19 protein-coding genes are annotated in these 24,547 nt (G+C 46.4%); 8 read left to right on the top strand and 11 right to left on the bottom strand.

Annotated elements, in window-relative coordinates; all coding sequences use genetic code 11:
• Positions 1-75: 75 nt before the first annotated feature.
• Positions 76-930 (bottom strand): formyltetrahydrofolate deformylase, encoded by an 855-nt coding sequence (gene purU, locus AWH61_RS17545; protein ID WP_014947992.1) that lies wholly within the window; start codon positions 928-930, stop codon positions 76-78.
• Between the two features lie 185 nt (positions 931-1,115).
• Entirely contained in the window at positions 1,116-1,769 is a 654-nt protein-coding gene (gene thpR, locus AWH61_RS17540) for an RNA 2',3'-cyclic phosphodiesterase (RefSeq protein ID WP_075177784.1), read from the bottom strand.
• Between the two features lie 156 nt (positions 1,770-1,925).
• Between thpR and hrpB the strand changes: the two genes are divergently transcribed.
• Positions 1,926-4,622: an ATP-dependent helicase HrpB gene (gene hrpB / locus AWH61_RS17535; RefSeq protein ID WP_075177783.1), complete on the top strand. Its 2,697-nt coding sequence runs from the start codon at positions 1,926-1,928 to the stop codon at positions 4,620-4,622.
• Between the two features lie 194 nt (positions 4,623-4,816).
• The gene (locus tag AWH61_RS17530) at positions 4,817-5,629 is read left to right on the top strand and encodes a DUF4198 domain-containing protein (RefSeq protein ID WP_075177782.1); all 813 of its coding nucleotides are present in this window, start codon (positions 4,817-4,819) and stop codon (positions 5,627-5,629) included.
• Positions 5,630-5,717: 88 nt separating this feature from the next.
• On the opposite strand, the gene AWH61_RS17525 is transcribed toward AWH61_RS17530, so the two are convergent.
• Positions 5,718-7,001: a lytic murein transglycosylase gene (locus tag AWH61_RS17525; RefSeq protein WP_075177781.1), complete on the bottom strand. Its 1,284-nt coding sequence runs from the start codon at positions 6,999-7,001 to the stop codon at positions 5,718-5,720.
• A gap of 267 nt (positions 7,002-7,268) precedes the next feature.
• Between AWH61_RS17525 and mrcB the strand changes: the two genes are divergently transcribed.
• Positions 7,269-9,620, top strand: a complete 2,352-nt coding sequence (gene mrcB / locus AWH61_RS17520; protein WP_014975459.1) for a penicillin-binding protein 1B — start codon at positions 7,269-7,271, stop codon at positions 9,618-9,620.
• A gap of 267 nt (positions 9,621-9,887) precedes the next feature.
• Here the strand turns inward: mrcB and AWH61_RS17515 are convergent, their stop codons facing one another.
• From AWH61_RS17515 to AWH61_RS17505, 3 genes are all read right to left on the bottom strand, one after another.
• Complete coding sequence (locus AWH61_RS17515; RefSeq protein WP_049588555.1) at positions 9,888-10,172, bottom strand: hypothetical protein; 285 nt, start codon at positions 10,170-10,172, stop codon at positions 9,888-9,890.
• Positions 10,173-10,544: 372 nt separating this feature from the next.
• On the bottom strand, positions 10,545-11,468 hold the full coding sequence (locus AWH61_RS17510) for a DUF808 domain-containing protein (protein WP_014948000.1): 924 nt from the start codon (positions 11,466-11,468) through the stop codon (positions 10,545-10,547).
• A gap of 212 nt (positions 11,469-11,680) precedes the next feature.
• A complete protein-coding gene (locus tag AWH61_RS17505; RefSeq protein ID WP_075177780.1) occupies positions 11,681-13,324 on the bottom strand; it encodes an endonuclease in 1,644 nt (547 codons plus the stop codon).
• 228 nt (positions 13,325-13,552) lie between these two features.
• Between AWH61_RS17505 and AWH61_RS17500 the strand changes: the two genes are divergently transcribed.
• Complete coding sequence (locus AWH61_RS17500) at positions 13,553-14,272, top strand: AraC family transcriptional regulator (protein WP_075177779.1); 720 nt, start codon at positions 13,553-13,555, stop codon at positions 14,270-14,272.
• Between the two features lie 49 nt (positions 14,273-14,321).
• Here AWH61_RS17500 and AWH61_RS17495 read toward each other — a convergent pair whose 3' ends face one another.
• Positions 14,322-15,176, bottom strand: a complete 855-nt coding sequence (locus AWH61_RS17495; protein WP_075177778.1) for a hypothetical protein — start codon at positions 15,174-15,176, stop codon at positions 14,322-14,324.
• 242 nt (positions 15,177-15,418) lie between these two features.
• Here AWH61_RS17495 and glnK point away from each other — a divergent pair, with 242 nt between their 5' ends.
• The 4 genes from glnK to AWH61_RS17475 all read left to right on the top strand — a co-directional run bounded on the left by glnK (position 15,419) and on the right by AWH61_RS17475 (position 20,061).
• Positions 15,419-15,757, top strand: coding sequence for a P-II family nitrogen regulator (gene glnK / locus AWH61_RS17490; protein WP_012516988.1), 339 nt, complete (start codon positions 15,419-15,421; stop codon positions 15,755-15,757).
• A 32-nt stretch (positions 15,758-15,789) separates the two neighbouring features.
• A complete protein-coding gene (locus tag AWH61_RS17485) occupies positions 15,790-17,037 on the top strand; it encodes an ammonium transporter AmtB (protein WP_014948004.1) in 1,248 nt (415 codons plus the stop codon).
• A 221-nt stretch (positions 17,038-17,258) separates the two neighbouring features.
• Complete coding sequence (gene ggt / locus AWH61_RS17480; protein ID WP_014948005.1) at positions 17,259-18,950, top strand: gamma-glutamyltransferase; 1,692 nt, start codon at positions 17,259-17,261, stop codon at positions 18,948-18,950.
• Positions 18,951-19,134: 184 nt separating this feature from the next.
• Positions 19,135-20,061, top strand: a complete 927-nt coding sequence (locus AWH61_RS17475; RefSeq protein ID WP_014948006.1) for a Dyp-type peroxidase — start codon at positions 19,135-19,137, stop codon at positions 20,059-20,061.
• A gap of 28 nt (positions 20,062-20,089) precedes the next feature.
• Here the strand turns inward: AWH61_RS17475 and AWH61_RS17470 are convergent, their stop codons facing one another.
• From AWH61_RS17470 to AWH61_RS17455, 4 genes are all read right to left on the bottom strand, one after another.
• The gene (locus tag AWH61_RS17470) at positions 20,090-21,163 is read right to left on the bottom strand and encodes an adenylate/guanylate cyclase domain-containing protein (protein ID WP_075177777.1); all 1,074 of its coding nucleotides are present in this window, start codon (positions 21,161-21,163) and stop codon (positions 20,090-20,092) included.
• Between the two features lie 154 nt (positions 21,164-21,317).
• Positions 21,318-22,598 (bottom strand): glutamate-1-semialdehyde 2,1-aminomutase, encoded by a 1,281-nt coding sequence (hemL, locus tag AWH61_RS17465; RefSeq protein WP_014948008.1) that lies wholly within the window; start codon positions 22,596-22,598, stop codon positions 21,318-21,320.
• A gap of 4 nt (positions 22,599-22,602) precedes the next feature.
• Positions 22,603-23,616 (bottom strand): aspartate carbamoyltransferase, encoded by a 1,014-nt coding sequence (locus AWH61_RS17460; protein WP_014948009.1) that lies wholly within the window; start codon positions 23,614-23,616, stop codon positions 22,603-22,605.
• A 163-nt stretch (positions 23,617-23,779) separates the two neighbouring features.
• On the bottom strand, positions 23,780-24,427 hold the full coding sequence (locus AWH61_RS17455) for a TetR/AcrR family transcriptional regulator (RefSeq protein ID WP_014975467.1): 648 nt from the start codon (positions 24,425-24,427) through the stop codon (positions 23,780-23,782).
• Positions 24,428-24,547: the final 120 nt, after the last annotated feature.

Here is a 24,547-nt window from a genome sequence, read left to right as displayed (position 1 = left end):
AGCGAAAAACAGTGTAAAGAGAAGCCCGAAAGTAATGTTTACTCGCGGGCTTTTTTAATTTATCACTGTAAAGACTTACGCAAACACCACGGTCTTATTTCTATGAATAATCACGCGGTCTTCTAAGTGGTAGCGCACGCCATGAGCTAATGCCGTTACTTCACAATCTTTACCCTTACGCACCATATCAGCTGCACTGTCGCTGTGACTAATACGCTTAACGCTTTGCTCAATAATAGGGCCTTCATCTAAATCTTTAGTTACGTAGTGACAGGTTGCGCCGATTAGCTTTACGCCGCGATCATAGGCTTGCTGGTAAGGCTTAGCACCTGCAAAGCTCGGCAAGAAGCTGTGGTGAATGTTAATGGCTTTACCTTGCAACTCTTGGCAAAGCGTATCAGGTAAAATCTGCATAAAGCGGGCAAGTACGGTCAAATCAATTTTGTATTCTTGAAGTAAAGTCGTGATTTGCGCAAAAGCGGCTTCTTTCCCTAACGCTTTAAAGTCTACCCAATGGAAAGGGACTTTGTACCAGTCTGCAAACTGTTTCATTTGCGGGTGGTTGCCAATAATAACCGGAATATCACAGTGTAGTTCGCCTGTGTGCCAGCGGTGAAGCAGGTCAACTAAACAGTGAGACTCAAGGCTGGCAAGCAGAGCGACGCGCTGTTTTTTGCTGGAGTCGCTCAGCTTCCAGTTCATCTGATATTCGTTAGCAAGCGGGGTGAATTCTTTAACAAAGCTTTGATGATCTAACTTTAGCGAGTCGGTGCTAATTTCATGGCGCATGAAAAAGCGGCCGGTTTGTAAGTCAGTGTGATGGCTTGCTTCAACGATGGTAGCGTTATGGTCGGCCAAAAATTGCGACACGCTGGCAACGAGCCCAATTTGGTCTGGGCAGTCTATTACTAATCTAAATGTTTGTTGCATTTGGGCAGTTTGAATAAAAAAACAGGCTTTCTTTTTACCTGTGCCGCCATGTGTTGTAAAGGCGACGCGCTACTTTAAACCAGCTTAAATTGCTATAACTCATAATCACATGAGGTCTTAAGCTCAAAAGGTGCGAGTCAAATGGACATCAGTTTACCCAAGTCAGCACGGTATAGCGTTTGCCTTTACTCGTCGGTTATCCCTCGGCGCAGCTTTTCTCTTACCGACATATTGTGTTTTAACGGCCAAGACTGGCGGATAGGGTAGACTACCCCTTGCGGTGTAGAGACAGACTCAAAAAGGTGAAATGCCGAAACGTGAACGTCTACATTGGGGCTGTAAAGGGGAAGAGGCAAGCTCGACGTAGCCTTTCTGACAAGCGTAACGTGAGGCTTATATTCTCTGCTTTCTACCTCTATTGCCGCCTTGCGGGCTGCTTTTCGCGACAATTTGGCGAGTTCACCTAGCGCCTTTGGCGCATCTGTCGGCGAAGCGAAGAGTATCTTAGGGCCGTTCCATAATCCCGTTGCATCGAGGGTTAGAGAAAAGGGTTCGCTCACAAGCTGATCGAGTTCATACACCAACGCTTCGTGCTGCCGGTGATTTATCTCACCTAAAAAGCTAAGCGTTATGTGGAAGTTCGCCGCCGGCACTGCGTACGGTTGCGCGGGCCCTTGGCTATTGGTGTGCTCGTAGCACGCATTGGTAGACTTTCGAGAACGGGTAGACTCGCTTTTTACCCATTGCCGAGGCATAACTTCAGGCAATGCCTGTTGGCGCCAGCTATCTAGAGCAAGTTTTTCTGTGGCGCTAAGATCTAAACCAATAAAGCTTCGCATAGCTTTCCTCCTTCTAATTTGCCCTTTAGCTTGTGCATCACGTTAATGTCCAAACAAACTTAAGCTTATCATGGCGCTACCTGCGATTTCCAAAACAAGACGCAAGTATTGAGCTATTTGCCAAATTTAAAAAAATAGCAGTGAGGTTCGGGTGCATTGCTCAAATCAGGTACACTATACCCATCAACTTATAACACCTTTATGCCCTTTATGTTACAGCCGTTTTCTCACTTACCCGCTTATGAACTCGTTACGCCGCTTGAAGAAGCTGTAGCCGCTAGCAACGTCATCATAGGGGCTCCTCCGGGCGCGGGAAAGTCCACCGTACTTCCTTTGTCACTGCTGAAATCATCGCTTAAAGGAAAAATATTACTTATGCAGCCACGGCGCGTGGTGGTGAGAAACCTTGCGGACTATTTAGCTAGGCAATTAAATGAAAATGTGGGCGAAACGGTTGGCTATCGCATTAAGGGGGAGTCGAAAACATCGTCTGCCACTCGGCTTGAGATCATAACCGAAGGGGTCCTGACTCGCATGATTCAGCAAGACCCTGAGCTTGCTGGGGTAGCTGCTATTGTCTTCGATGAATTTCATGAACGCAGTATTCACAGTGACTTCGGTTTGGCACTAGCGCTTGAAGTACAGTCGGGGCTTCGCGATGACTTACGATTAGTTGTAATGTCGGCTACCTTGGATGTAGCACCCCTTCAAATGTTGCTCAATGCGCATAGCGTGCTGCCAGTAGTGAACTTGAATACGCAAGGGCGCATGTTTCCCGTTGACATTCGCTACACACAAGATGTGCAGGCGCATGAGTTAGTACCCAAAACCTGCAATATCATAAAGCAGGCAGTAGGCGAACACGACGGTGATATTTTGGTTTTCCTACCTGGGCGAGGAAGCATTAATGCCGTTGCTAAGGATATAAAAGGCGTTGCTGAGAGTGCGGGCATAGCCGTTCACATGCTCTATGGAGCGTTAAGTAAATCTGTGCAACAAGCCGCTATTACGCCAGACCCGCAAGGCAGACGAAAAATCATATTATCTACCAATATTGCTGAAACGAGTCTTACCATTGAAGGCGTGACGGTGGTTATTGATAGCCTATGGGAAAACAGTGCTCAGTATCATCCGTCCAGTGACATAACTGCGCTTACCCAGCAGCGCATTTCGCAAGCATCCGCCATTCAAAGAGCGGGGCGCGCGGGGCGTGTAATGGCCGGAACCTGCTATCGTTTGTGTAGCAAAAGCAGCTTCGAGCGTTTGGCCAAACACAATGCGGCGCAAATTGAAAAGGAAGACTTAAGTAGCTTTTTGCTTGATACCTTAGCCTGGGGCAGTAGCCCAGATACCTTGGCATTGTTGACGAAGCCTACACAAGCGCAGCAACAGGTTGCACAACAAAAGCTTCAGCGGGTTAATGCTATCTCACAATCCAGCATTACTCCCTATGGAAGAGCGCTGGCCCAGTTACCCTGTCAGCCCCATTTAGCCCACTTATTGCTGACCGTTAAACAAGGGATTGAGGGGCTTTGTGCTGATGACAACGAAGCGCTTCGCCACGCTGCTCCCTTTGTTGTGGCTCTTAGCGAGAGTAATATCAGTGTAGGTGGCGCAACAAATGTCATGGATGCGCTGCTCCACGCCAATAGCAACACGCGCAGTCAGCTTACACAGCAAGCTACCCGTTATGCGCGCTACGTGCAAAATAATGAAGGAAAAGCACAACGCTTTAAGCCTGATATTAACGAACTAGACGAGCAAGCCCTTGGGCTTTGTATCGCTATCGCATTTCCTTTGCAGGTGGGCTATAGGCGCAGTGCGTCAGATAAATCGGCAGAGAGCTCGAATACAACAAATGGTAAGCCTAAGACCGGTATAGTCGAATACAAACTGGCAAGTGGCAAAGGTGCAGAGCTCACTGCTGCTGGTAGTGCGTCCATTTTTAATGAGAGCGAAAATGGCGATGGACCATGGCTGGCAGTGCTCGACGGGCAGCTGATAAAAAGCACGGTGGCAATACGCTTGGCACAGTCAGTGCCTGAAAGCTGGTTGCGTTTAGCCTTTCCTGACGCGTTCAAAGAAAAGCGCAGCGTTATTCTTAACAGCGATACTGGGGTAATGGAAGCCAGAGTAAGTACGGGCTTTTATGAGATAACGTTAAATAGCACACCGGTTTCTGGACAGGAAAAAAGTCGTGAAAAAGCATTCTGGGATGATGCGTTATGCAACGCATGGTTCGCCTATCTTGATGCACTTCCTCTATCAAGCTGGCCGCTTTCTGACGCAGACTGGCAATGGTGGCGAAGAGTGGCAATGGCTGGGAAGCTCAATTTGCCACAAGACAAAGCCTTCGATGAACCCGATCCGTGGCCGTTGTCATTGAACGCTCTCGTGCACCAGGCCAAAGACAGTTTAGCGCCCGTCTTAAAAAACTGTAAAAACATCAAAAACCTTAAGCAGTTACCGTGGAAAACAGCCTTGAATAATGGTCTTTCTTGGCCTCAACAAGATGCCTTAGCCACACTCTTGCCAACTCACGTGACTATTCCAACCGGCAGAGAGGCTAGCCTGGATTATCGCGATAATGGAGATGTGGTGCTGTCGGTCAAAATGCCAGAGTTATATTCTCAAGGCACGCCATTAACGATAGCGGGTGGGCGAATTACCGTTGTATGTGAGCTGCTGTCGCCAGCAGGTAGGCCATTACAAACCACCAGTGATTTAGCCGCCTTTTGGCATGGCAGTTATAAGGAAATACAAAAAGAAATGAAGGGGCGCTATCCAAAGCACTTTTGGCCAGATGACCCCGCAAATGCATCGCCGACCAGCAAAACAAAAAAGCATATGTAGCGCGCTGATACGGCTACACGAACCATCGTTTTCAGGTGATTTTTGTTTATTTTAAACAAGAGTAGTATCTATACGCCATTTTCCTATATGCCAGTTTCGTACACAGTATGTTTTTTACGACAGTGGTCGTGCGCTGAAACTTGCGCTAAGTTGGAGTATGAAACCTCACTCTTATTTACAGGTTAAACTACGCAATGAAACTATCTTGTATTGCCACTGGTGCTTTTTTATTTGCTACTTCAATTAACGTTCAAGCTCACGATTTTTGGCTAGAACCCACAGCATATCGTTCTCAAGAACCGAATTCGCTGGCATTGCAGTTTAAAGTGGGTCACAAGGAAGACACCTCTCATTGGAACCTTGCATGGGATAGAATAGTCGCGTTGCGCACCTACTCTTTTGACGGTGTAACTGATATGGCTGCCAGTGTTGTACCTAAAACCTCAATGCTGCCGGGCATGGCAAAAACAACCAAGCTCCCATCCGGTACTCACGTCATAGGATTTGAAAGCTATCACGCCACAAGCACATTAAAAGCGAAGAAGTTTAATCAGTATGCAAAAGAAGAAGGCTTAACTGAGGTATTGGCGCACCGCGAGGCGAGGGGACAAAACGATATCGCCGGCAAAGAGCTGTACTCTAGAAAGGCGAAAACCATTGTGCAAGTTGGTGACGCGGTAACGAACAACGTATTAAAACCCATTGGCCACACATTGGAAATAGTGCCCCTTGAACATCCTTACAAGCTTGCAGGAAACACGCTATCTGTTCAGGTATTATTTAAAGGTAAGCCTTTGAGTAACGCGCTTATTGATGCGTATTCCTTGGTTGATCACAGCGCTAAAGAGCAAGCGGTTAAAACGGATAGTGAGGGCAAGGCGACATTTAAATTTGACGTCGAAGGACCTGTAATTCTGAATACAGTTTGGGGAGTCCCACTTACAAATAGCTCGGCTGCAGATTTCGAAACCTATTTTTCAAGCCTAACGTTTGAGTACTTTCAGTAACCAACAAAGTGAGTGGTTTACACCTTGTAGGCCACTGAAAATACCAAACAGTGAATGCGCGCCAGAAATGGCGCAGCATATATGAAATTTAAGAAGTCGTCGTTTCAAGGTCGATATTAAGTGCAGCCATCACTTCAAGTCCTGGGAACCCATCCGCAATCATGTTGTTACTAATTTGGTAATTGCGAATGCCTTCACGGGTAGCGGGGCCAATAATGCCGTCAGGCTTACCCACATCAAAGCCCAAATCATTCAGCTTGCTTTGAAGGGCAATAATATCTTTGCGATTGTACGCAGGTAGCTCAGGTAACGTGGCTTTAATGCCAGACGCGCCAGCGATGCGGTCGGCCAATACACCCACGGCAATGGCATAAAACTCTGAGTTGTTCCAGCGCATAATAACGCGGAAGTTTTTGTAGGCGATAAAGGCGGGTCCGTTGTGACCAGCTGGCACAATAACATAGGCTGTAGTATCGCCTTCGCCCAATTCAGAACCATCAGCTTTTTTCACGCCTTGGGCGTGCCATTCACTGAGAGATTTTCTATTTTTATAGCCTGACTCTTGATAGTCAAAGTTCTTAGGCAGTTGCACTTCACGACCCCAGCGGAAGCTGCGCTCCCAACCCAAGTTGGCAAGAAAGTTTGCCGCAGAAGACAACGCATCTTCTTCACTTGCCCACAAGTTTATTTGTCCGTCGCCATCGCCATCAATAGCGTAGTGGGTATAGGCCGAAGGCATAAATTGGGTGTGCCCCATGGCACCGGCCCACGAGCCAATCATGTCTTCTTTTTGCAGCTTCTCTCGCTCCATCAATTTCACAGCAACAAGAAACTCTTGGGTGAAGTAGGTGCTTCGTCGCTTATCACAAGCCAAAGTGGCAAGCGAGTCGAGTACCGGCATTTTGCCTTTATAAGAGCCAAAGTTTGTTTCTAGTCCCCAAAAAGCGAGCAGATAATGAGGAGGCACGCCGTATTTTTCACTTAGCTTATGCAAAAGTTTGTCGTGCTTTGCATACATCTCTTTACCTTTTTCGGTACGCCAGTCGGTAACGCGCTTGCTGAAGTACCCTGGAAAGGTTTGTACAAATTCTGGTTGGCTTCGGTCTAGCTCAATCACACGGTCTTGGTGAACAAGACGAGGAAACACATCATCGATAGTCTGCTGGCTAACCCCTTCCTGCTTGGCTTTATCAGCAAGCGCTGCGGTGCAGCTAGCGAATTGTTCATTGGCTAGCGCTGAATTCATTGTCGCACCCGCGAGAAGCAGCGCCATAGACGTGCGAAGTGACGGTCGAAGAAATGAGGCGTAAGACTTGGCCCCTTTAGGCGAACGAGTAGAGAAAAAAGAAGACTTAAATGAAGCTAAGCGCATAGTACGGTTCCTGTGTTACTTGCCAGCATGCTATCGCATTGTGACCGTGAAACGCGAGTAAAATTCATTTTAGTCCTTCAACATATTAGCGCCATGGGACGTTTCAGAAGTATACAAATTCGGAGTGTGCATATTTGGAAACAGTTGTTGAGAGGCGGCCCGAATGGTAATGTTGATACTATTAAAACTAACGTTTTAAAGGCGTTCGTTAAATCCATATCGCAATATGTGCGATGTCATCCTCAATGATCTTCATGGCGTTTTCACGTGGCAAAAAGACAGACAAAAGACAATCCATCTTCAAAAAGTAAAGCATCAAGCAATGGCAAAGGCTCGGCCAAGCGCTCGTGGTTTTTCAAACTGTTTTGGCGAGTCACTCTTATTGGTTTGGTTGTGCTTGGGGCGTATGCCTTCTACCTTGACGCCCAAATTAAGCATGCGTTCTCTGGAAATAAATGGGAAGTTCCCGCGCAGATCTTCGCCCGTCCGTTGGAAATCAGCAAAGGTGAAGAGATAACGCCCCAAGAAGTCATTGATGAGCTCAATTTGCTGGGCTACCGCAAGGTAACCTTTGCCGACAGTAGCGGTGAATATAGCTATCAAAATAAGGTGCTGACTGTACAGCGCCGCGCGTTTCAGTTTCCAGAAGGCGCAGAGCCTCTGCGTCATTTAGTGATAACGTGGGAAGGTGCACGTATTGGGGAAATTTATGACAAGTCGCAAGGCCGCCCGTATGGTTCTGCAAAGCTAGAACCCTGGTTAGTAACGCGCATGACAAGCGGGTCTCAAGAAGACCGTATGCTGGTAACGTTAGACACCATTCCTGAAATGTTGCCAAAAGCGCTAACCCTGGTGGAAGATCGCAATTTTTATAATCACCATGGCGTTGCGCCGCTTTCAATATTGCGGGCTTTAATGGCAAACATTGCAGCCGGACGAACGGTTCAAGGCGGCAGTACGCTAACGCAGCAGCTGGTTAAAAACATGTTTTTAACCCGTGAGCGTTCCATTGTGCGTAAGGCAAAAGAAGCCATTATGGCGGTGATCATTGATGCCCGTTACAGCAAATCAGAAATTATTGAAGCGTACTTAAACGAAGTGTTTTTGGGGCAAAATGGCGATATGGCCGTACATGGTTTTGGACTTGCTAGCTATTTCTATTTTGACCGACCAGCTAACGAGCTAAGTACGCCCGAAATAGCCACGTTGGTTGCTATTATTAAAGGCCCATCTTATTACAACCCACGCAAATATGCTGAGCGCACGAAAGAGCGTCGTGATTTAGTGCTGCGCATGCTGTTTGATGAAAATGAAATTAGTCGTCAAGACTACGAACGTTTTGTGAATATGCCGTTAGGGCTCGCCAGTGGGGCGAGCCTAGCAAGCGGTAAACACCCTGCTTTCATGGAGCAGGTTCGTCGGGAACTCAATGAAATTCTGGCTGAGCCTAGCTTAAGAGATTCGGGCGTAAAAGTGTTTACAACACTTGATATCGTAGCCCAGCGCCGCGCTGAAAGTGCATTGTCGGGTACGCTAGACGGTTTGCAAAAAGACAGGAAAGTGCCATTACAGGGCGCAATGGTAGTCACAGATAGTGCAAGTGGTGAAGTACGCGCTATCGTTGGCGGAAAAGACTTTGCGTTCAAAGGCTTTAACCGAGCACTAGACGCAAAACGCCCTATAGGCTCGTTGATTAAACCTGCGGTTTACTTAACCGCACTAGAAGATCCAACACAATTTAACCTGGCAACGCCGCTTAAAGACGAGCCCATTACCCTTGAAAGTCGAAATGGAAAAACGTGGTCCCCGCAAAACTACGATAAAGAGTTCAGAGGGCAGGTACCGTTACTTCAAGGACTTGTCGAGTCTTTAAATATACCAACCGTTAATTTAGGCATGCAGATAGGGCTTGATGCGCTAGCCGATACGATAGAGCGATTAGGGGTAACCACCCCCGTAGATAAAGTACCGTCGTTGACCCTTGGTGCTTTTGAATTGACACCATTTAGTACAAACCAAATGTACCAGACCTTATCAAATGATGGGCGTTACATACCTCTTCATACGGTGACTTCTGTAGTAACAGCAGATAACGCGCTGCTTTGGAAAAAGGCGGAGTTTTTTGCTCAGCGCACCGATGAAGCAGCAACCTATTTGCTCAACTATGCCTTGTATAAAGTAACCACCGAAGGTACTGCGAAGCGCATCGGTTGGAATTTTGGGAATGTGAATATGGCTGGCAAAACGGGCACCACAGACGATTACCGCGATAGCTGGTTTAGTGGCTTCGATAGAAACAATGTGGTTACGGTTTGGGTAGGCAATGATGACAACCAACCGGTTAATTTGACCGGTGCAGGTGGGGCCTTGCCCGTCTTTATAAACTACATGAAATCTCAGTCACCCAAGTCATTATCAAGGCGTTTCCCAAAAGGCTTAGGCATTGCACATTTTGACGCCAAGACCGGCGCGGTTGTGGTTGCAGGATGTGCTGGGAGTTTAAGCGTACCGGCTATTTTGGATGTGCTTCCTCCACCTCAACAAGATTGTTCAGGCCGTCCTGTAGACAAAGACAGCGACAAGGATGATAAAAGCTGGTGGGAACGGATATTCGGATAAAAAAACTCCAGTAAGAAGATAGAAAACACAATCACTTGGCTGGGATACAGTCCGTGCTTTCTATCTCCCTCTGGAGTAAAAGGCCCAGGGAAGGCAAATCTTTTAGCGGTAGTCGGTTAGGTTCCTATTTGTTTTTATTGCGTTTTCAGTGACCTTTCTGAAGGAATAGGCGCGCTGTTGAAAACACCAGCGCACTGACTACAAACGCAATAACCGGTCCGAGTACCACCATAAATAGGGTTGCGGCGGTTAACATGTGCATTCTCCTTATGCGTCGTTATCGTCTGAGCTGATAGGCTCAATCGGCGTAATAGTGATGTCAGCAACCAATGCATTTGCTTCTTCTACTTCTGGCTCAAACGTATGGCTTGCAGTTAACACGTCATAAGTCACGCCTAGGTCCAAGTTCTGCTTTACGTCATGCATGGCGCTTTCAACGATAAAATCTGTATGCGAAACAATGTTGTTCTGAGTGTCGTCAGCGAACGCTGATGCGCTCAATACGCTAGTTGCTAAAGTTAGTGCAGTGAAAGTTTTGCGACCGATAAACATAGTAATCTCCAAAAATTAAGTTAGACACTGCACTTGAACATACTGCGTGGCAGCTATCATGTTGCTAAAGGTTTCGATAATAAGTCGTTATCAATTAACAATTAGTTTATAGCGAGGGATGTGCCAACTCGTAAAAATAAGGTAAGTATATGAATTTAATGAATTTTAACTTTTGATAAAAAATGAAGGTGGAGTTGGGGGGTTAAAGAAATACTAAAATTTAGCGAATTTAATGTAGAGGTGGTCAAAATGACTAACGCAAATTTTTTAACACTTGCGCAGCGACACTGGTGACCATGAGAAAGGTCAGAAATAGGGGCGCTAGTCTATAAAGAAGAGCAGCGCCGCCAATGTATAAAGGAGTGAGTAGGTCTAGGACGCTTTACTTCTAAATTGTGAAACCATTGTCACTACTAGCGCAATGATCACACCAGCAGCAATACCAACAACACCATCAGCAAGTATAGACATAACCAGCGATGCGTCTGGGATAAGTGCGGTAAACCAGTCGGTAATAACGTGCAAAAAGCCAATGCTGTGTGTGAGGATGCCACCACCGACTAAAAACATAGCAACGGTGCCTACAACCGCAAGGGTTTTCATTAATGCGGGGGCGGCAACTAATAACGCTCTGCCAATAAATCGTTGAAGGGTGTTCATTGAACCTGTCAACGACTTGCGAAGCATGTAAAGCCCAACATCGTCCATTTTAACTAGTGCCGCTACCAGCCCATAAACGCCAAGGGTAATCGCTAAGCTTAGTGCTACTAGTACACCAATTTGCGTAGTGAGTGTTGCATCGGTCACTGTGCCTAATGCAATTACAATAATTTCAGCAGACAGTATAAAGTCTGTGCGTATAGCGCCTTTAATTTTATCTTTCTCAAAAGCTACCATATCCACATCTTCGTGGGTAAGCGCTTCTATTCTGGCTTCTCGTGTTTTTTCTTCATCTTCGTGGGGAAGATATTTGTGCAGTAGTTTTTCTGCACCTTCAAAACATAAATATAACCCGCCCAGTACCAAAAGGACGGTTATAAGTGAGGGCACAAAAGCACTGATGGCTAATGCCGCAGGAACCAATATTGCTTTATTAATAAGTGAGCCTTTTGCTACTGCCCATACAACAGGTAGCTCTCGGTCTGCTTTAACGCCTTGGACCTGGTCGGCGTTTACCGCTAAATCGTCGCCCAAAACGCCCGCTGTTTTTTGCGCAGCGACTTTCGACATGGTTGCGATGTCGTCCATTAACGTTGCTATATCATCAAGTAGGGCAAGTAAGTTAGCTGCGGCCACGTCGAATATCCTTTGTTATGTATTACAGTTAGAGTAATCCCCAGTAAATAGCAGCTTAGCGTACTTAAAACATGGGTGATATACAATCAGGAATAATGCCGATAAATCACAATTCGTTTTAGGCAATTTTCAGGGCTATCACCAACAGAAAAGGCGAACTCAGAGGAAGTGTGAGTTGAGAAGAGCACGCTCGTGCTCTTCTCATGTTGAAGTTAATTACCCCAAATGCTGTTTACCAGTTCTGGATGATCAACAAAAGGGTTTCGATTGTTCTGGAAATTGAAGGCAGCGTCATTCCTATCGATTTCCTTTTGGCTTACAGGGTCTTGAGAATGCCAGCTTAAAAGCAGAGTTAAGAACCAGCTTTCGAATACTTGATCACTCGTACCATTCAACACTGCGTCGCCATAGGTGCTATTCGTTTCCCAATTTGCAATGACGTTTTCATAACGTGTCGCCATGTAGAAATACGCTCTAGCGAAGTCACCTTTGAACTCGTCGATGGGCTCAAAAACGGTGCCTGTATAACCAGAAGCAGAAGAGCCCGCGCCCAGTTTGGAACCATTCGATGACGTATAAGTAGCACTTGCGACATCACCGTACGGATAGCTACTTCGGCGACCGTTAACGTAGCCGTCGGTTGCAAAAACGTGATGAACATCAGTATTCATCGGCGAGACTGCACCGCCAAACCAGCTGCGCGGGAAGGCGTGTTCGCGGTTATAGCAACTGCCTTCTCCACTATAGCTGCCACACTGGTCAGAACCAGCCGTGTAGCTGTAAGCGTCACTACCATTTGGGTTTTCTGAATACATGTCCAAAATGGAGCCGTCATTTTCATAGTAGCTGTCGCTTGTGTATGAAATATAGAATGTCCAAAGGTCGCCATAGCTTTGTGTATTATGATTTTTGATAATGTTGTAAAGCTCGGTTTTTAACGCATAGCCTGACAGACCGTTGGCACTTGCATAGTAACCAGTGAGTTCTGATGAACCACCACCACTGCCGCCGCCACTCGTTGTACCAACGCTAAAGCTGGTGCTTTCACTCGCGCCGAAAGAGCCGCCATTAGCAACAGACACGCCCTCTATTAGCAAGTTATAGCTGCCAGAGCCATAGGAGCAGCAAATTCCATCGCCATAGGCATCACTAATGGTAAAGGTATATTCTCCATCAGTAAGGCAAACCGCTTCAGTATAACTTTGGTTGCTAGCGTAGCTGCTGCCAGAGGCTTCAACTTGGTTGTTTGCGTTAGTTATTTGCCAACTGGTTTCACTGCCGTAATTGTCGGTAGTTAAGTTCAAAACACCTGAATGGCTAGCACACGCGCTTCCACCGCCGTTATTGCCACCTGACCCAAGCGTAGTCGGCTCGAATGCGTCTACATAGACGGTTTCTGACCCATCAAAGCCCGTCTGATCATAAAAGCGTAACCCCACCTCAATCTCTTTTGACGCTGTAGCGGAATAAGAGAAAGTAAGCTGTTGCCAGTTTCCGGTTAAGCTGTTGTCAGAATAACCTTGATAACCGTCTACATATAGGCGTGCTTTTACAGCACCTTCAGTGTGATATAGCCTCACTGAAAATTCATAATTTTGACCGGCGGTTACATTGGTTGTCTGACGGAAGTCAGTTGAACCTTGCGTTGTCGTATTGACGGTAACTGCAGCAGACTTGCTTCCCGAGAATGAGTAGACCGAGTTTTCAGCTACATTAATGCCGGAGTCGATAGTTGACCATGAATTAGGTGCGCCAGACGTCCATGTTTCAAAGTCTCCATTGGAGACCTGACCCATGGCGATAGCGGGTAACAACGCACCTGCCAAGCCGACTATTTGACGTAAGTTTATATTCATTTATTTTCCGTTATTGTCTTTATTTTAAATGTATATTTATTCCTTAAACGTAGTGTTCGACGCCTTCCTAGGCGTATCAAATATTGCACGTATTTGTGACAAAATGAATAAAAGTGCTTAATCTAACGGCAGAGAGTACTGAGTTAACGGCAAGGAAATAGATGCAAATAAACGATGAGTTAAGCAAAAGTTCAGTACTACCTTATATGGACTATTGGGAGCAATAAAATGACTGACAGCCCAATTCCATCGCTATCCGTACGCTCATATACGAAGCAAACGTGCCGCCATAAACACAACTACTTTCAGTTAGTGCTGCCTATCAACGGACATATCTTGATAGAAATCGATAATTTTAGCGGGCGAGTAGGCGTAGGCGAAGGCGTATGCATAGCGCCGAATGAGGTCCATTATTTTAGCGCTAACGAACTGTCAAAATTTATTGTGGCGGACTTGGAGTATGTGCCAGTTAATTTAAATGACAGGTTGCACCCGATATTTCAGGTAACGTCAGCATTACAGGCATTTTTATCGTTTGTAGAGATTCAAATTAGCCAATTTGCTGACCAAGGCCATGAAGAAATATTGGCGCTATTTTTAACCTTGCTAGAAACATCCTTGAAAGGATGCAGCATGGATAAGCGAATGACTCCTGTATTAAGCCATATTCATCGCGACCTTGCCCGAGGCTTTACACAGGTGGAGTTAGCACGGATAGCCTGCATGGGAACAACGCAATTCAAAACACGCTTTAAAGAAGCCACCGGGCATAGTTTACGAGATTACCTTGTAAAAGTGAGGATGGAAAAGGCCAAAGCACTACTTAGAAATACCGATACACCAATGATGGGTATAGCTCAGCTAACAGGGTATGAAGATGTTGCAGCATTCAGTCGCCGGTTCAAAGCGTATTTCGGGCGACCCCCTAAGTTTTTCAAAAGAAAGTGACTGTGATAAGGGCTTACCTCACATGACGGTAAATCGTTGATAGAGACAACTAGTTAATCTCTTCGTCTTTAGGAAGTTTATTGACTCTGGCTTCTATAAAACGTTTGTGGTCGTCCATTTTGGTGCATTCTAAGGTTCCACCAGCAATTCCACTCAATATCGCCAAAGTTTTATTGGTCGTACTGCTACAGTTTACGCGTTTTGAAGGGCGTCGATTTTCATTAGCTTGTATTTGCTGTGTGCTTGGCCCGCTAAGCACAGGACTATTTTTACGCTCTTGAAATGCTTTTGCTGCCTGTTCTGCGTCTTCAGCGACTTTGTCACTGTGATACTTTTCAAAGTAGAGGGCTGCGCCATCTTTTACCGATAGATTCAACGAGCCTGCGCGCCGATTTGCGTCTTTTGATAAAGTGGGCGACGGCAGTGTATTAGTCGGCTTACTTTCAATGGGTACCTGCTGTGTATCGGGCTCAGCATTTTTCTGCTGCTTGGGCGCAGGGCTTTCTACAATTTCATTCTTACTATCAAGTGCTTCAGTCGCTTTGGTTGCGTCAGGCTTCAACTCAATTTCTTGCCTTTTAGGGGAAACATCGATTGGTTTAGTTTCTTGTGGTTTAGCTTGGGCTGGAGGGCGTGGAACGGGGGGATAGTACAGTCTGGCGCTTATCTCTGGCGTTCGCTCCAAAACATTTACTCGTGCTTTTTGGTTGTTGATGCCCATTTGAGAAAGTATGACCACTACGATGATCCCAAACACATGTGCACAGCCCGAAATTAATAGTGGGCGCCACGCCGTTTTCTTTGCAACGGAATGGTGTTCAATGCTGCGCTCAGGCGCAAAGAAAGATGGGGTGATAGTCGTCATAGTAAACAACAGACCATGGGCCCTATCGAATAGTTCCATCCTAATTTCATCGCACTTTTTAGTCCTCTCACCTTACCGCAACCTCATACCGCTTCAAAATTGGGCAAATTTTTAACAGTGCACCATTAGTGTGCATTATTTTTGTGCGTTCATGAAGCGTTTGCTTGTATGTGTTTGATTTATTTGGCTAATCATTTGTGGCATGGCTCTTGGTTTATCTTCCCATAGTTGGAAACACGACCATAAATCACAGAATAACCAAAACAAACTGGGAGCAACTCATGAAACTAGTCACAGCGATCATCAAGCCGTTCAAGCTAGATGATGTTCGTGAAGCCATTTCAGAAATCGGTATCGACGGTTTGACCGTGACCGAAGTGAAGGGCTTTGGACGTCAAAAAGGACACACTGAACTTTACCGCGGAGCGGAATATCAGGTGGATTTTCTACCTAAAGTCAAACTGGAAATTGCTGTTCAGGATGATCAAGTAGAGCGCCTGGTAGAAGCCATCGTTGGCGCTGCCAAAACAGGCAAAATTGGAGACGGCAAGGTGTTTGTTTACGACCTTGAACATGCCGTTCGTATTCGAACTGGTGAGTCGGATAGCGACGCGCTGTAAGCCACAACGATATATTTGCGGAGAAAACCATAATGGAAATCACTTTTGAACTTGGGTATGCGCTAGATACCTTTTATTTTCTAATCTGCGGTGCACTGGTTATGTGGATGGCTGCAGGTTTTGCGATGCTTGAAGCAGGTCTTGTTCGAGCGAAAAACACCACAGAAATTCTAACTAAAAACGTGGCGCTATTCGCTATCGCTTGCACTATGTACATGATTTGCGGTTACGGCATTATGTACGGTGGCGGCGACTGGGGTCCATTCCTTAGCGGTATCATGGCTGATGGCGCAACAGGTGTCGCTGAAGAGCCAGCAACATATGCACCTTCTGCTGACTTCTTCTTCCAAGTAGTATTTGTTGCAACAGCAATGTCTATCGTATCTGGTGCGGTAGCTGAGCGTATGAAGCTTTGGGCATTCCTAGCGTTCGCAGTTGTTATGACGGGCTTCATCTACCCAATGGAAGGTGCTTGGACATGGGGCGGCGAAGCAGTATTCGGTATGTATACGCTTGGCGACCTTGGTTTCTCTGACTTTGCAGGTTCAGGTATTGTTCACATGGCTGGTGCAGCTGCTGCTCTTGCTGGTGTTCTTGTGCTTGGTGCTCGTAAGGGTAAATACACCGCTGACGGTAAAGTAAACGCGATTCCAGGTGCAAACTTACCGCTTGCAACTTTAGGTACATTTATCCTGTGGATGGGTTGGTTTGGCTTCAACGGCGGTTCAGTACTGGCTACTGCAACTGTTGAAAGTGCAAACTCAGTAGCGATTGTATTTATGAACACAAATGCTGCAGCTGCTGGTGGTGCAATTGCTGCACTTATCGTAGCACGCATTCTATTCGGTAAAGCTGACCTAACTATGGTACTTAACGGTGCACTAGCCGGTCTTGTGGCTATTACAGCAGAGCCTTCAACACCTACACCATTACAAGCTACTTTGTTCGGCGGCCTTGGTGGTATTTTAGTAGTGCTTAGCATTGTTGCACTAGACAAGCTTAAGATTGACGATCCAGTGGGCGCAATTTCAGTTCACGGCGTGGTAGGTCTTCTAGGTCTTATCCTTGTACCTTTCACTAACGATGGTTCAAGCATATCTGGTCAGCTAATTGGTGCAGCGACTATCTTTGTATGGGTATTCGTAGTGAGCCTAGTGGTATGGCTAGTGATTAAAGCGGTTATGGGTGTACGTGTGAGCGAAGAAGAAGAATTCGACGGCGTAGACATGAGCGAATGTGGTCTGGAAGCATACCCAGACTTCACAAGCAGCCGTTCGTAAGAGAGTCTCGATTAGGCAACGAAACAACAATAACAATAATGCCTTATTACTTCGTTTAAGCCCCGCTAATGCGGGGCTTTTTTCGTTTCATGCAATGTGTTTTAAGACCATTATTGAGCTTAGGAAAAGAGCCTAGGCGTAATGTGACAATAACGCTACACTATGAATCGATAAACTAACGCTAGATTTATTATCGGCAACGTTTTAGTAAAAGGACGGTTATGACTGCAAGTGTGCGACTTCTACCTTTGATACTGGCTTTCTTTAGTATCAGCTGTTTGGGCTATGACAGAATAACGGGGCAACCCTTTGCAAGTCGCTCAGAAGTTATTGCAAAGAACGGCATGGCAGCAACAAGCCAACCATTAGCTACGCAAGTGGCATTGGATATTTTAAAACAAGGCGGCAGTGCAGTTGATGCAGCTATTGCAGCCAATGCCATGTTAGGTTTAGTTGAGCCTACAGGCAGCGGTATTGGCGGCGACCTATTTGCCATTGTGTGGGATGCAAAAGAAGAAAAGCTAGTCGGCTTAAACGCTTCTGGCCGTTCACCCAGACAGTTAACCAAAGCGGTGTTTGCCGAGCGTGGTTTGCATCAAATTCCAAAATTCGGTCCGCTACCCGTTTCTGTCCCTGGCGCTGTAGATGGCTGGTTTGCACTACACGAAAAATTTGGCAAGCTGCCCATGTCTGCGCTGCTTACGCCATCTATCAAATATGCCCGTGAGGGGTTTCCTGTTTCAGAAGTCATTGCCTATTACTGGCAGATGAATCAAGAGCGAATTGGTCACTATGACGGCTTCGCAGAGACTTTTCTTATCGACGGGAAAGTTCCGCAAAAAGGCGATGTTTTTAAAAACCCTGGCTTAGCCGTGACCTATGAAAAGATTGCAACAGGCGGGCGAGATGCTTTTTATAAGGGCGATATCGCACGCACTATCGATGCTTACATGAAGTCTCAAGGCGGCTTTTTGTCATACCAGGATTTGTCATCACATACCTCGGAGTGGGTAGAGCCCGTCTCTGCTAACTATCGCGGGTATGATGTGTGGGAACTTCCGCCCAACGGACAAGGCATAGCGGCACTACAGATTCTCAATGTGCTTGAGCACTATGATATCGAAGGAATGGGGTTTAACTCAGCAGACTACATCCATACCTTTGTTGAAGCCAAGAAGCTCGCCTTCGAAGATCGCGCTAAGTTCTATGCGGATCCAGACTTCAACGATATTCCAGTCGACTGGCTAATTTCGAAAGAGTATGCCGCTAAGCGCCAGAAGCTCATAGATAATGAACGAGCAGCGAATCGCGTTGATGCGGGTATTTATGAAGGGGATACCATTTATCTGACCGTTGCTGATAAAGAGGGCAATATGGTGTCCTTAATTCAAAGTAACTACCGCGGAATGGGCTCAGGCATGACACCTCCAGGGCTAGGTTTTATTCTTCAAAATAGAGGTGAGATGTTTACCCTTGAAGAAGGGCACTTTAATGAATATCGCCCGGGAAAGCGTCCATTTCACACCATTATCCCGGCTTTTGTAACAAGAAACGGTAAGCCAGTGATGAGCTTTGGCGTGATGGGCGGTGGAACTCAGCCTCAAATGCATGCGCAAATTATTGTAAACATTCTCGACTTCGGAATGAATTTGCAGGAAGCGGGGGATGCTCCACGCATACTGCACAGTGGGTCGAGTAGCCCAACGGGCGCGTTGATGACTGATGGTGGCTATGTGAGCTTAGAATCCGGGTTCAGTGAAACCGTTCAGCGAGAGCTAATGGAGCGGGGGCATAAGCTTCAACGCGTGGTAGGCGCGTTCGGTGGCTATCAGGCCATCGCTTGGGACGAGCAGAAAGGTGTCTATTTTGGCGCTTCAGAAACGCGAAAAGATGGACAAGCCGCGGGCTATTAAGCACACTAGTGTAAATAATAGGCGGCGGAGTTAATTTGTTCCCCCGTTTGCTGCTTCGCTTTAAAGGGTTTCAAAGTTTGAAGCAGCCGCTACACTTTACGATAAGGTTCGCACAACAAAGCGCGGCGAATGATCGCCAGCAGCGAAACGTCAGAACAAGGCGTTAATAACAACAAGAGCGGCAATGACACAACCACAAAAAGGCCTCTGCGCTGAGCCAAATTTACATGCACAGTATTTATTACTGAACGTCATTGATGACGATAGCCAAGCCGTACGCGCCAAACTATCTCGCGTGCTGGATATATTCGAGCATTTTGAGAATGAGCACTACGAAGCCATGGTAACCGGGGTTGTCGCTATTGGCACCGGTTACTGGGCTGAGGTATACCCCGGTTTGATACCTGTTGAGCTTGCCCCTTTTCCTGATATGCAGTGTGACGATAGAAGTGCCCCCACCATGCCTTGCGATCTCTTCATTCAAATTCGCGCTGATAGGCTGGATATTTGCCATGCGGTTGGCATTGAAGTGATGGATTTGTTGCGTATTCATGTAGAACTGGTGGAGCAGATAAGAGGGTTTAGGTACTTAGATGGCCGTGACCTCAATGGTTTTCTTTATGGCGCAGATAATCCACGTGGAATGAAGCGCAGACAAGTCGGGATTATTGGCGAAGATGACCCTGACTTTAGCGGTGGCAGCTATGTTCACATACAACGCTATCGCCATGATTTAAGGCGTTGGAATAGTCTTTCAAGCCGTCAGCAAGAACAAGTGATGGGCACCACGCAAGAGCACAATTTGGTAAGTAGCGAACAGTCTGAATCTTCGCACTGTGTTAGGGCAAGCACTGTTGCGCCCGATGGCGACGAACCAAGGCTAATTAAGCAAGGCATGCCATACGGTGATATGGCCTCTCAAGGCTTATTCTTTGTAAGCTGTAGTGCCAGTGCGCGGCCATTTAAACAGATGCTCCACAGCCAAATATACGGCAACGGTGAAGGCGATTATGACAGATGGCTGGACTTTACCAGTGCTGAAACAGGTGCTGCGTTTTTCGCGCCATCCATTAATTTTATTCGCCAGCAGGCTAAGTTATCTGAGTCCTAAATTTAACCGTCGCTTATGGCCATTGGGATTAGTAGACTAGCGCACCATCCCAATCCTCCTTAAAATCGACGCTTCTGTAAATTCGACAAACATCTATGTGATGATGCGCTAGCGAATCGTTTGGGCTCATAGCGACAGCGGTCTCAAAAAAAGAAATGGCCTCGTCCCACTGCTGATTTATACGGCATGCGATACCTGCGGCAATCTTGGTCTGAACCGCCAACTTCTTTTCCTGCTCACTCTCTGAAAGGTGGCTTAACACCTCGTATATTTCAATTGGCGCTTTTCGTCCTTTCACTCTTACCCAGTCAAGCAAGCGGGTTTTAATTGGGAAGCCAGACCCTATGGTCTGAAGAACTTGGGCACTTACGATAATATCCGCCTCGTATTTGGGTGTTAAAGCTTCTAAGCGAGAAGCAATGTTTACGCTATCGCCAATGACGGTGGTATCCATCCTATCTTCTGAACCTACCGTACCCATAATAACAGGGCCAAAGTGGATACCTATTCCCATATTAATTGGTTCGTAGTTACTGTTCTTTCTATGGCCGTTATATATTGTCAGGGCTTTGCGTAAGTCGAGCGCAGCATTAACCGCATCCATAGCTTTTTGTTGTGAAGATCCTTCGCGATGATCGAACAGCGCCATAATGGCGTCGCCCATGAACTTATCAATAAAACCGTGGTTTTGATGAATAGGATCGTTCATTCTGGTGAAATAAGAATTAAGAAAGTTCATCAACTCTTGTGGCGTAATACGTTCAGAAAAACCAGTAAAGCCTCTGATATCGCAAAACATAATCGCAACGTCGTTTTCTGCCGCATAGCCAAGACCCAGCGCGTCTACGTCAGAATTCGACATGTGCTCCACAAACTGCTTTGGAATGAATTTTTGAAAGGTTTGTGTAAGCCTTTGGGCCTCATCGGCAGCTGTGTGAAAGTGCGTTTCGTCGTCGTTTTTTGCGACAGTGGTGGAGACATGACGCCCACGTTTAAATTGGCTAGCTCTGTATGAAAACCGACGGCTGCGCCTTACGTGCAAAATTGTGATAGCGACACTGTAGAGAAAAAGCGCGCAAATAGCGCCAAACTGCCAATCCATTGATAACACCACACCTATAAACTGCTTTTAAATGAAGGCTAATAATCTAGCCCGCGAGGAATTCAAGCGTTACGTATGAGAGAAGCAATGAAGAAGAGGCACTAACACGCCACGGTGGGCGTATTAGTGCAAAAATTACCAGAAAGGAATTAACTTAAAGCGTTGAGAACACTTTATCTGCTGCAGCAAGGGTTTGCTCAATGACTGCAGCGTCATGCGCTTTAGAAACAAAGCCCGCTTCATAAGATGCAGGTGCTAAGTAAACGCCTTGCTCTAGCATACCGTGATAGAACTTGTTGAATTGCTCGGTATTACAGTTAATTGCTTGCTTGTAGTTCGTGACTTTCTCTACGTCAGTAAAGAATATCCCAAACATACTGCCGGCAATATTAGTAGTTAGACTAATATTGTGTTTGTCAGCAAGGGCTTGGAAACCATCCACTAGCGTTTGCGTATTTTCGAAAATTGAATCGTAAAGTCCAGGCTGCTTTATTTGCGTTAAAGCAGCAAGACCTGCAGCCATTGCTACTGGGTTACCAGAAAGCGTACCCGCTTGGTAAATTGGCCCTGTCGGTGCTATGTGAGTAATAATGTCACGACGGCCACCAAAACAGCCCACTGGCATGCCGCCGCCAATGACTTTACCCAAGCAAGTCAGGTCTGGTTTGATGTTATAACGCTCTTGCGCCCCGCCGCGAGATACGCGGAAGCCTGTCATTACTTCATCAAAAATCAATACGCTGCCATATTGGTCACAAATAGCGCGAAGTCCTTCAAGGAAGCCTTCCACAGGAGGGATACAGTTCATGTTACCTGCGACAGGTTCAACGATAATGCACGCAATATCATCGCCATGGGCTTCGAAGATTTCTTTTACGCTGTCTAGGTTGTTGTATTCAACGGTAAGCGTATGCTCAGCAACATTTGCTGGAACACCTGGTGAACTTGGTACACCAAGGGTTAGCGCCCCTGAGCCCGCTTTCACTAGCAGTGAGTCGGCGTGCCCGTGGTAGCAGCCTTCAAACTTAACAATTTTGTTTCTGCTCGTGTAGCCGCGAGCCAGGCGAATAGCTGACATGGTGGCCTCTGTACCAGAGTTCACCATGCGTACCATTTCCATAGATGGAACCAGTTCGCTAACCAACTCAGCCATGATCACTTCAGCTTCGGTAGGAGCACCGAAAGATAGGCCGTTATACGACGCTTCAATAACCGCTTCGCGAATTTGAGCGTTATTGTGACCTAGAACCATAGGGCCCCAAGACTGAATATAGTCAATATATTGTTTGCCATCCGCATCCCACATGTAAGCGCCATCAGCTTTCGTGATGAAGCGAGGTGTACCGCCTACCGCTTTAAAAGCGCGAACGGGTGAATTTACGCCACCAGGAATGGTTTTTTGGGCGCGGGTAAATAGGGCTTCAGATTTTTGCATGTAATTACTTACTCTTATTGCTGTACCAAACAACGTCACGCTCGTACTTAGTGAGAAGGTTTTCTACACCCAGAGTAAGCGCAAACAATGCCATTCTGACAAGTACACCATTGTCGGTTTGTCTAAAAATGGCGAGGTTTGGATTAAGGTTTAGATCGTTATCTAATTCGTTGGCTTCCATACGTGAATCTCGTGGAAGTGGATGCATGATAACGGTCTTCGACTGAAAGTGTTTCGTGTAAATCGACTGATTAAGGCGGAACTTACCTCGGTATTTGTTGGCTTCTTCTTGAGAAGGAAAGCGCTCTTCCTGAATGCGTGTTTGATAGCATATGTCCGCATCCATATTCCCTTCAAGGGTATCGGTAATCGTAAGCTGGTGCCCCGCATTTTCGATGGCGTCTATGATGGGCTGAGGCATGGCCAGCTCTTTTGGCGAAATGAGCGTAAAGCGAATGTTTTTAAACAAACATAACAAGCGAGATAAAGAGTGTACTGTTCGGCCGTAGCGTAAATCACCAATCATGGCGATGTGTAAGCCGTCAATGCCGTGACCATTGTATTCCAGTTCACGTTTAATCGTGAACAAGTCCAACAGTGCTTGGGTTGGGTGTTCGTTTGCGCCATCACCACCGTTGATAACAGGTACACGACTACCTTCGGCAAATTCTGCCACTGAACCCGCCGCAGGATGTCGCATTGCAATAATGTCGGAATAGCCGCTCAGCACACGGGCTGTGTCGTACAATGACTCTCCTTTAGCCAGCGCAGAGCTCGACATGCCGGTGGTTTCTCTAACTTCACCACCTAAAAGGTTGAATGCGGTACCAAAGCTAACTCGCGTACGGGTACTTGGCTCAAAGAAAAGGTTACCGAGAATGGCGCCATCTAGCACGGTTGTGCGCTTTTGTCGTTTGGCATAGGGTTGCATGGAATTGGCAACTGAGAACACTTTCTCAATGGCCTCGCGATCGAATTGATTAACCGAAAGAATGTGGTTACCGGTAAAGTCAGACATGCGCTTCTCAATCATCAACGAAAACGGCGCTAGTTTATAATACCGCTGGGGTTAAGTCATTAGCGCAACGTTAATCTTGCCTTACGATTTTCTCAGTTTGGCGTTTTATTGAAAAGGGCTTTCCACAAATCAAAATGCAAGTGTGCATGTGCGCAGATGTCGGCTAATTGTGTTGCTGAGTATAGTGGGTAAAGAGTAAAAGGATCTTTTCGGCCGCGCTATTTACGTGGGCTGTGATCGCTTCGTCTTGAAGCGGTGACTGTATGCCGCACAGCATCATGGTGTGATATTCCCCCTTAAGCAGGGCGCAATAGTCAACTGCTAGCTGTTGGGCGATATCACGGCTTAAGCTACCTTCTCCGAACTTCTCTATGACATCACTCAATGTAGATAGGGAAGCTTCGGGGCCAGCCTGATAAAAAAGTGTTGCCACATGAGGGCTATTTACCGCTTCAGCTATAATTACTCGAAAGATAGCAATGGCTTCAGGATCTTGTAATAGTCGCACAAACTGACAGCCAACTTTTCGTAAACATTCTAATAGTGAGAGTGAACCTGAAGTGGCGTCGATAAGTTGCTGGGTGTCGAGTTGGTATGATCTGCATTTCGATGAGATTGCTGCTTTAAAGAGAGCATCTTTTCCTTCGAAATGAGAATAGACCGTTTGTTTAGACACACCTGAGGCTTTAGCCACAGTGTCCATAGATGTGTTGGCAAAACCCTCTTTTAAGAACAGGCAAGACGCTGCATGCAATATAAGATGGTATTTCTCTTCGCTTTTAGGTCGGCCTTGCTTTCGAGTGGTAGCCACGTTCGTTCTCACTTTATTGACGAATATTTAAATATCAAACTGGACGGTCTAGTATTTATATACTAGCATAGCACAATAAGTATGCAAATATAGCCCAGAGCAAACGCTAAACTGGTTAAA

This window comes from Alteromonas sp. W12 (assembly GCF_001924945.1).
In the GTDB taxonomy this organism is placed as follows: Bacteria; Pseudomonadota; Gammaproteobacteria; order Enterobacterales; family Alteromonadaceae; genus Alteromonas; species Alteromonas macleodii.
This window is presented reverse-complemented; position numbering and strand designations above follow the sequence as displayed.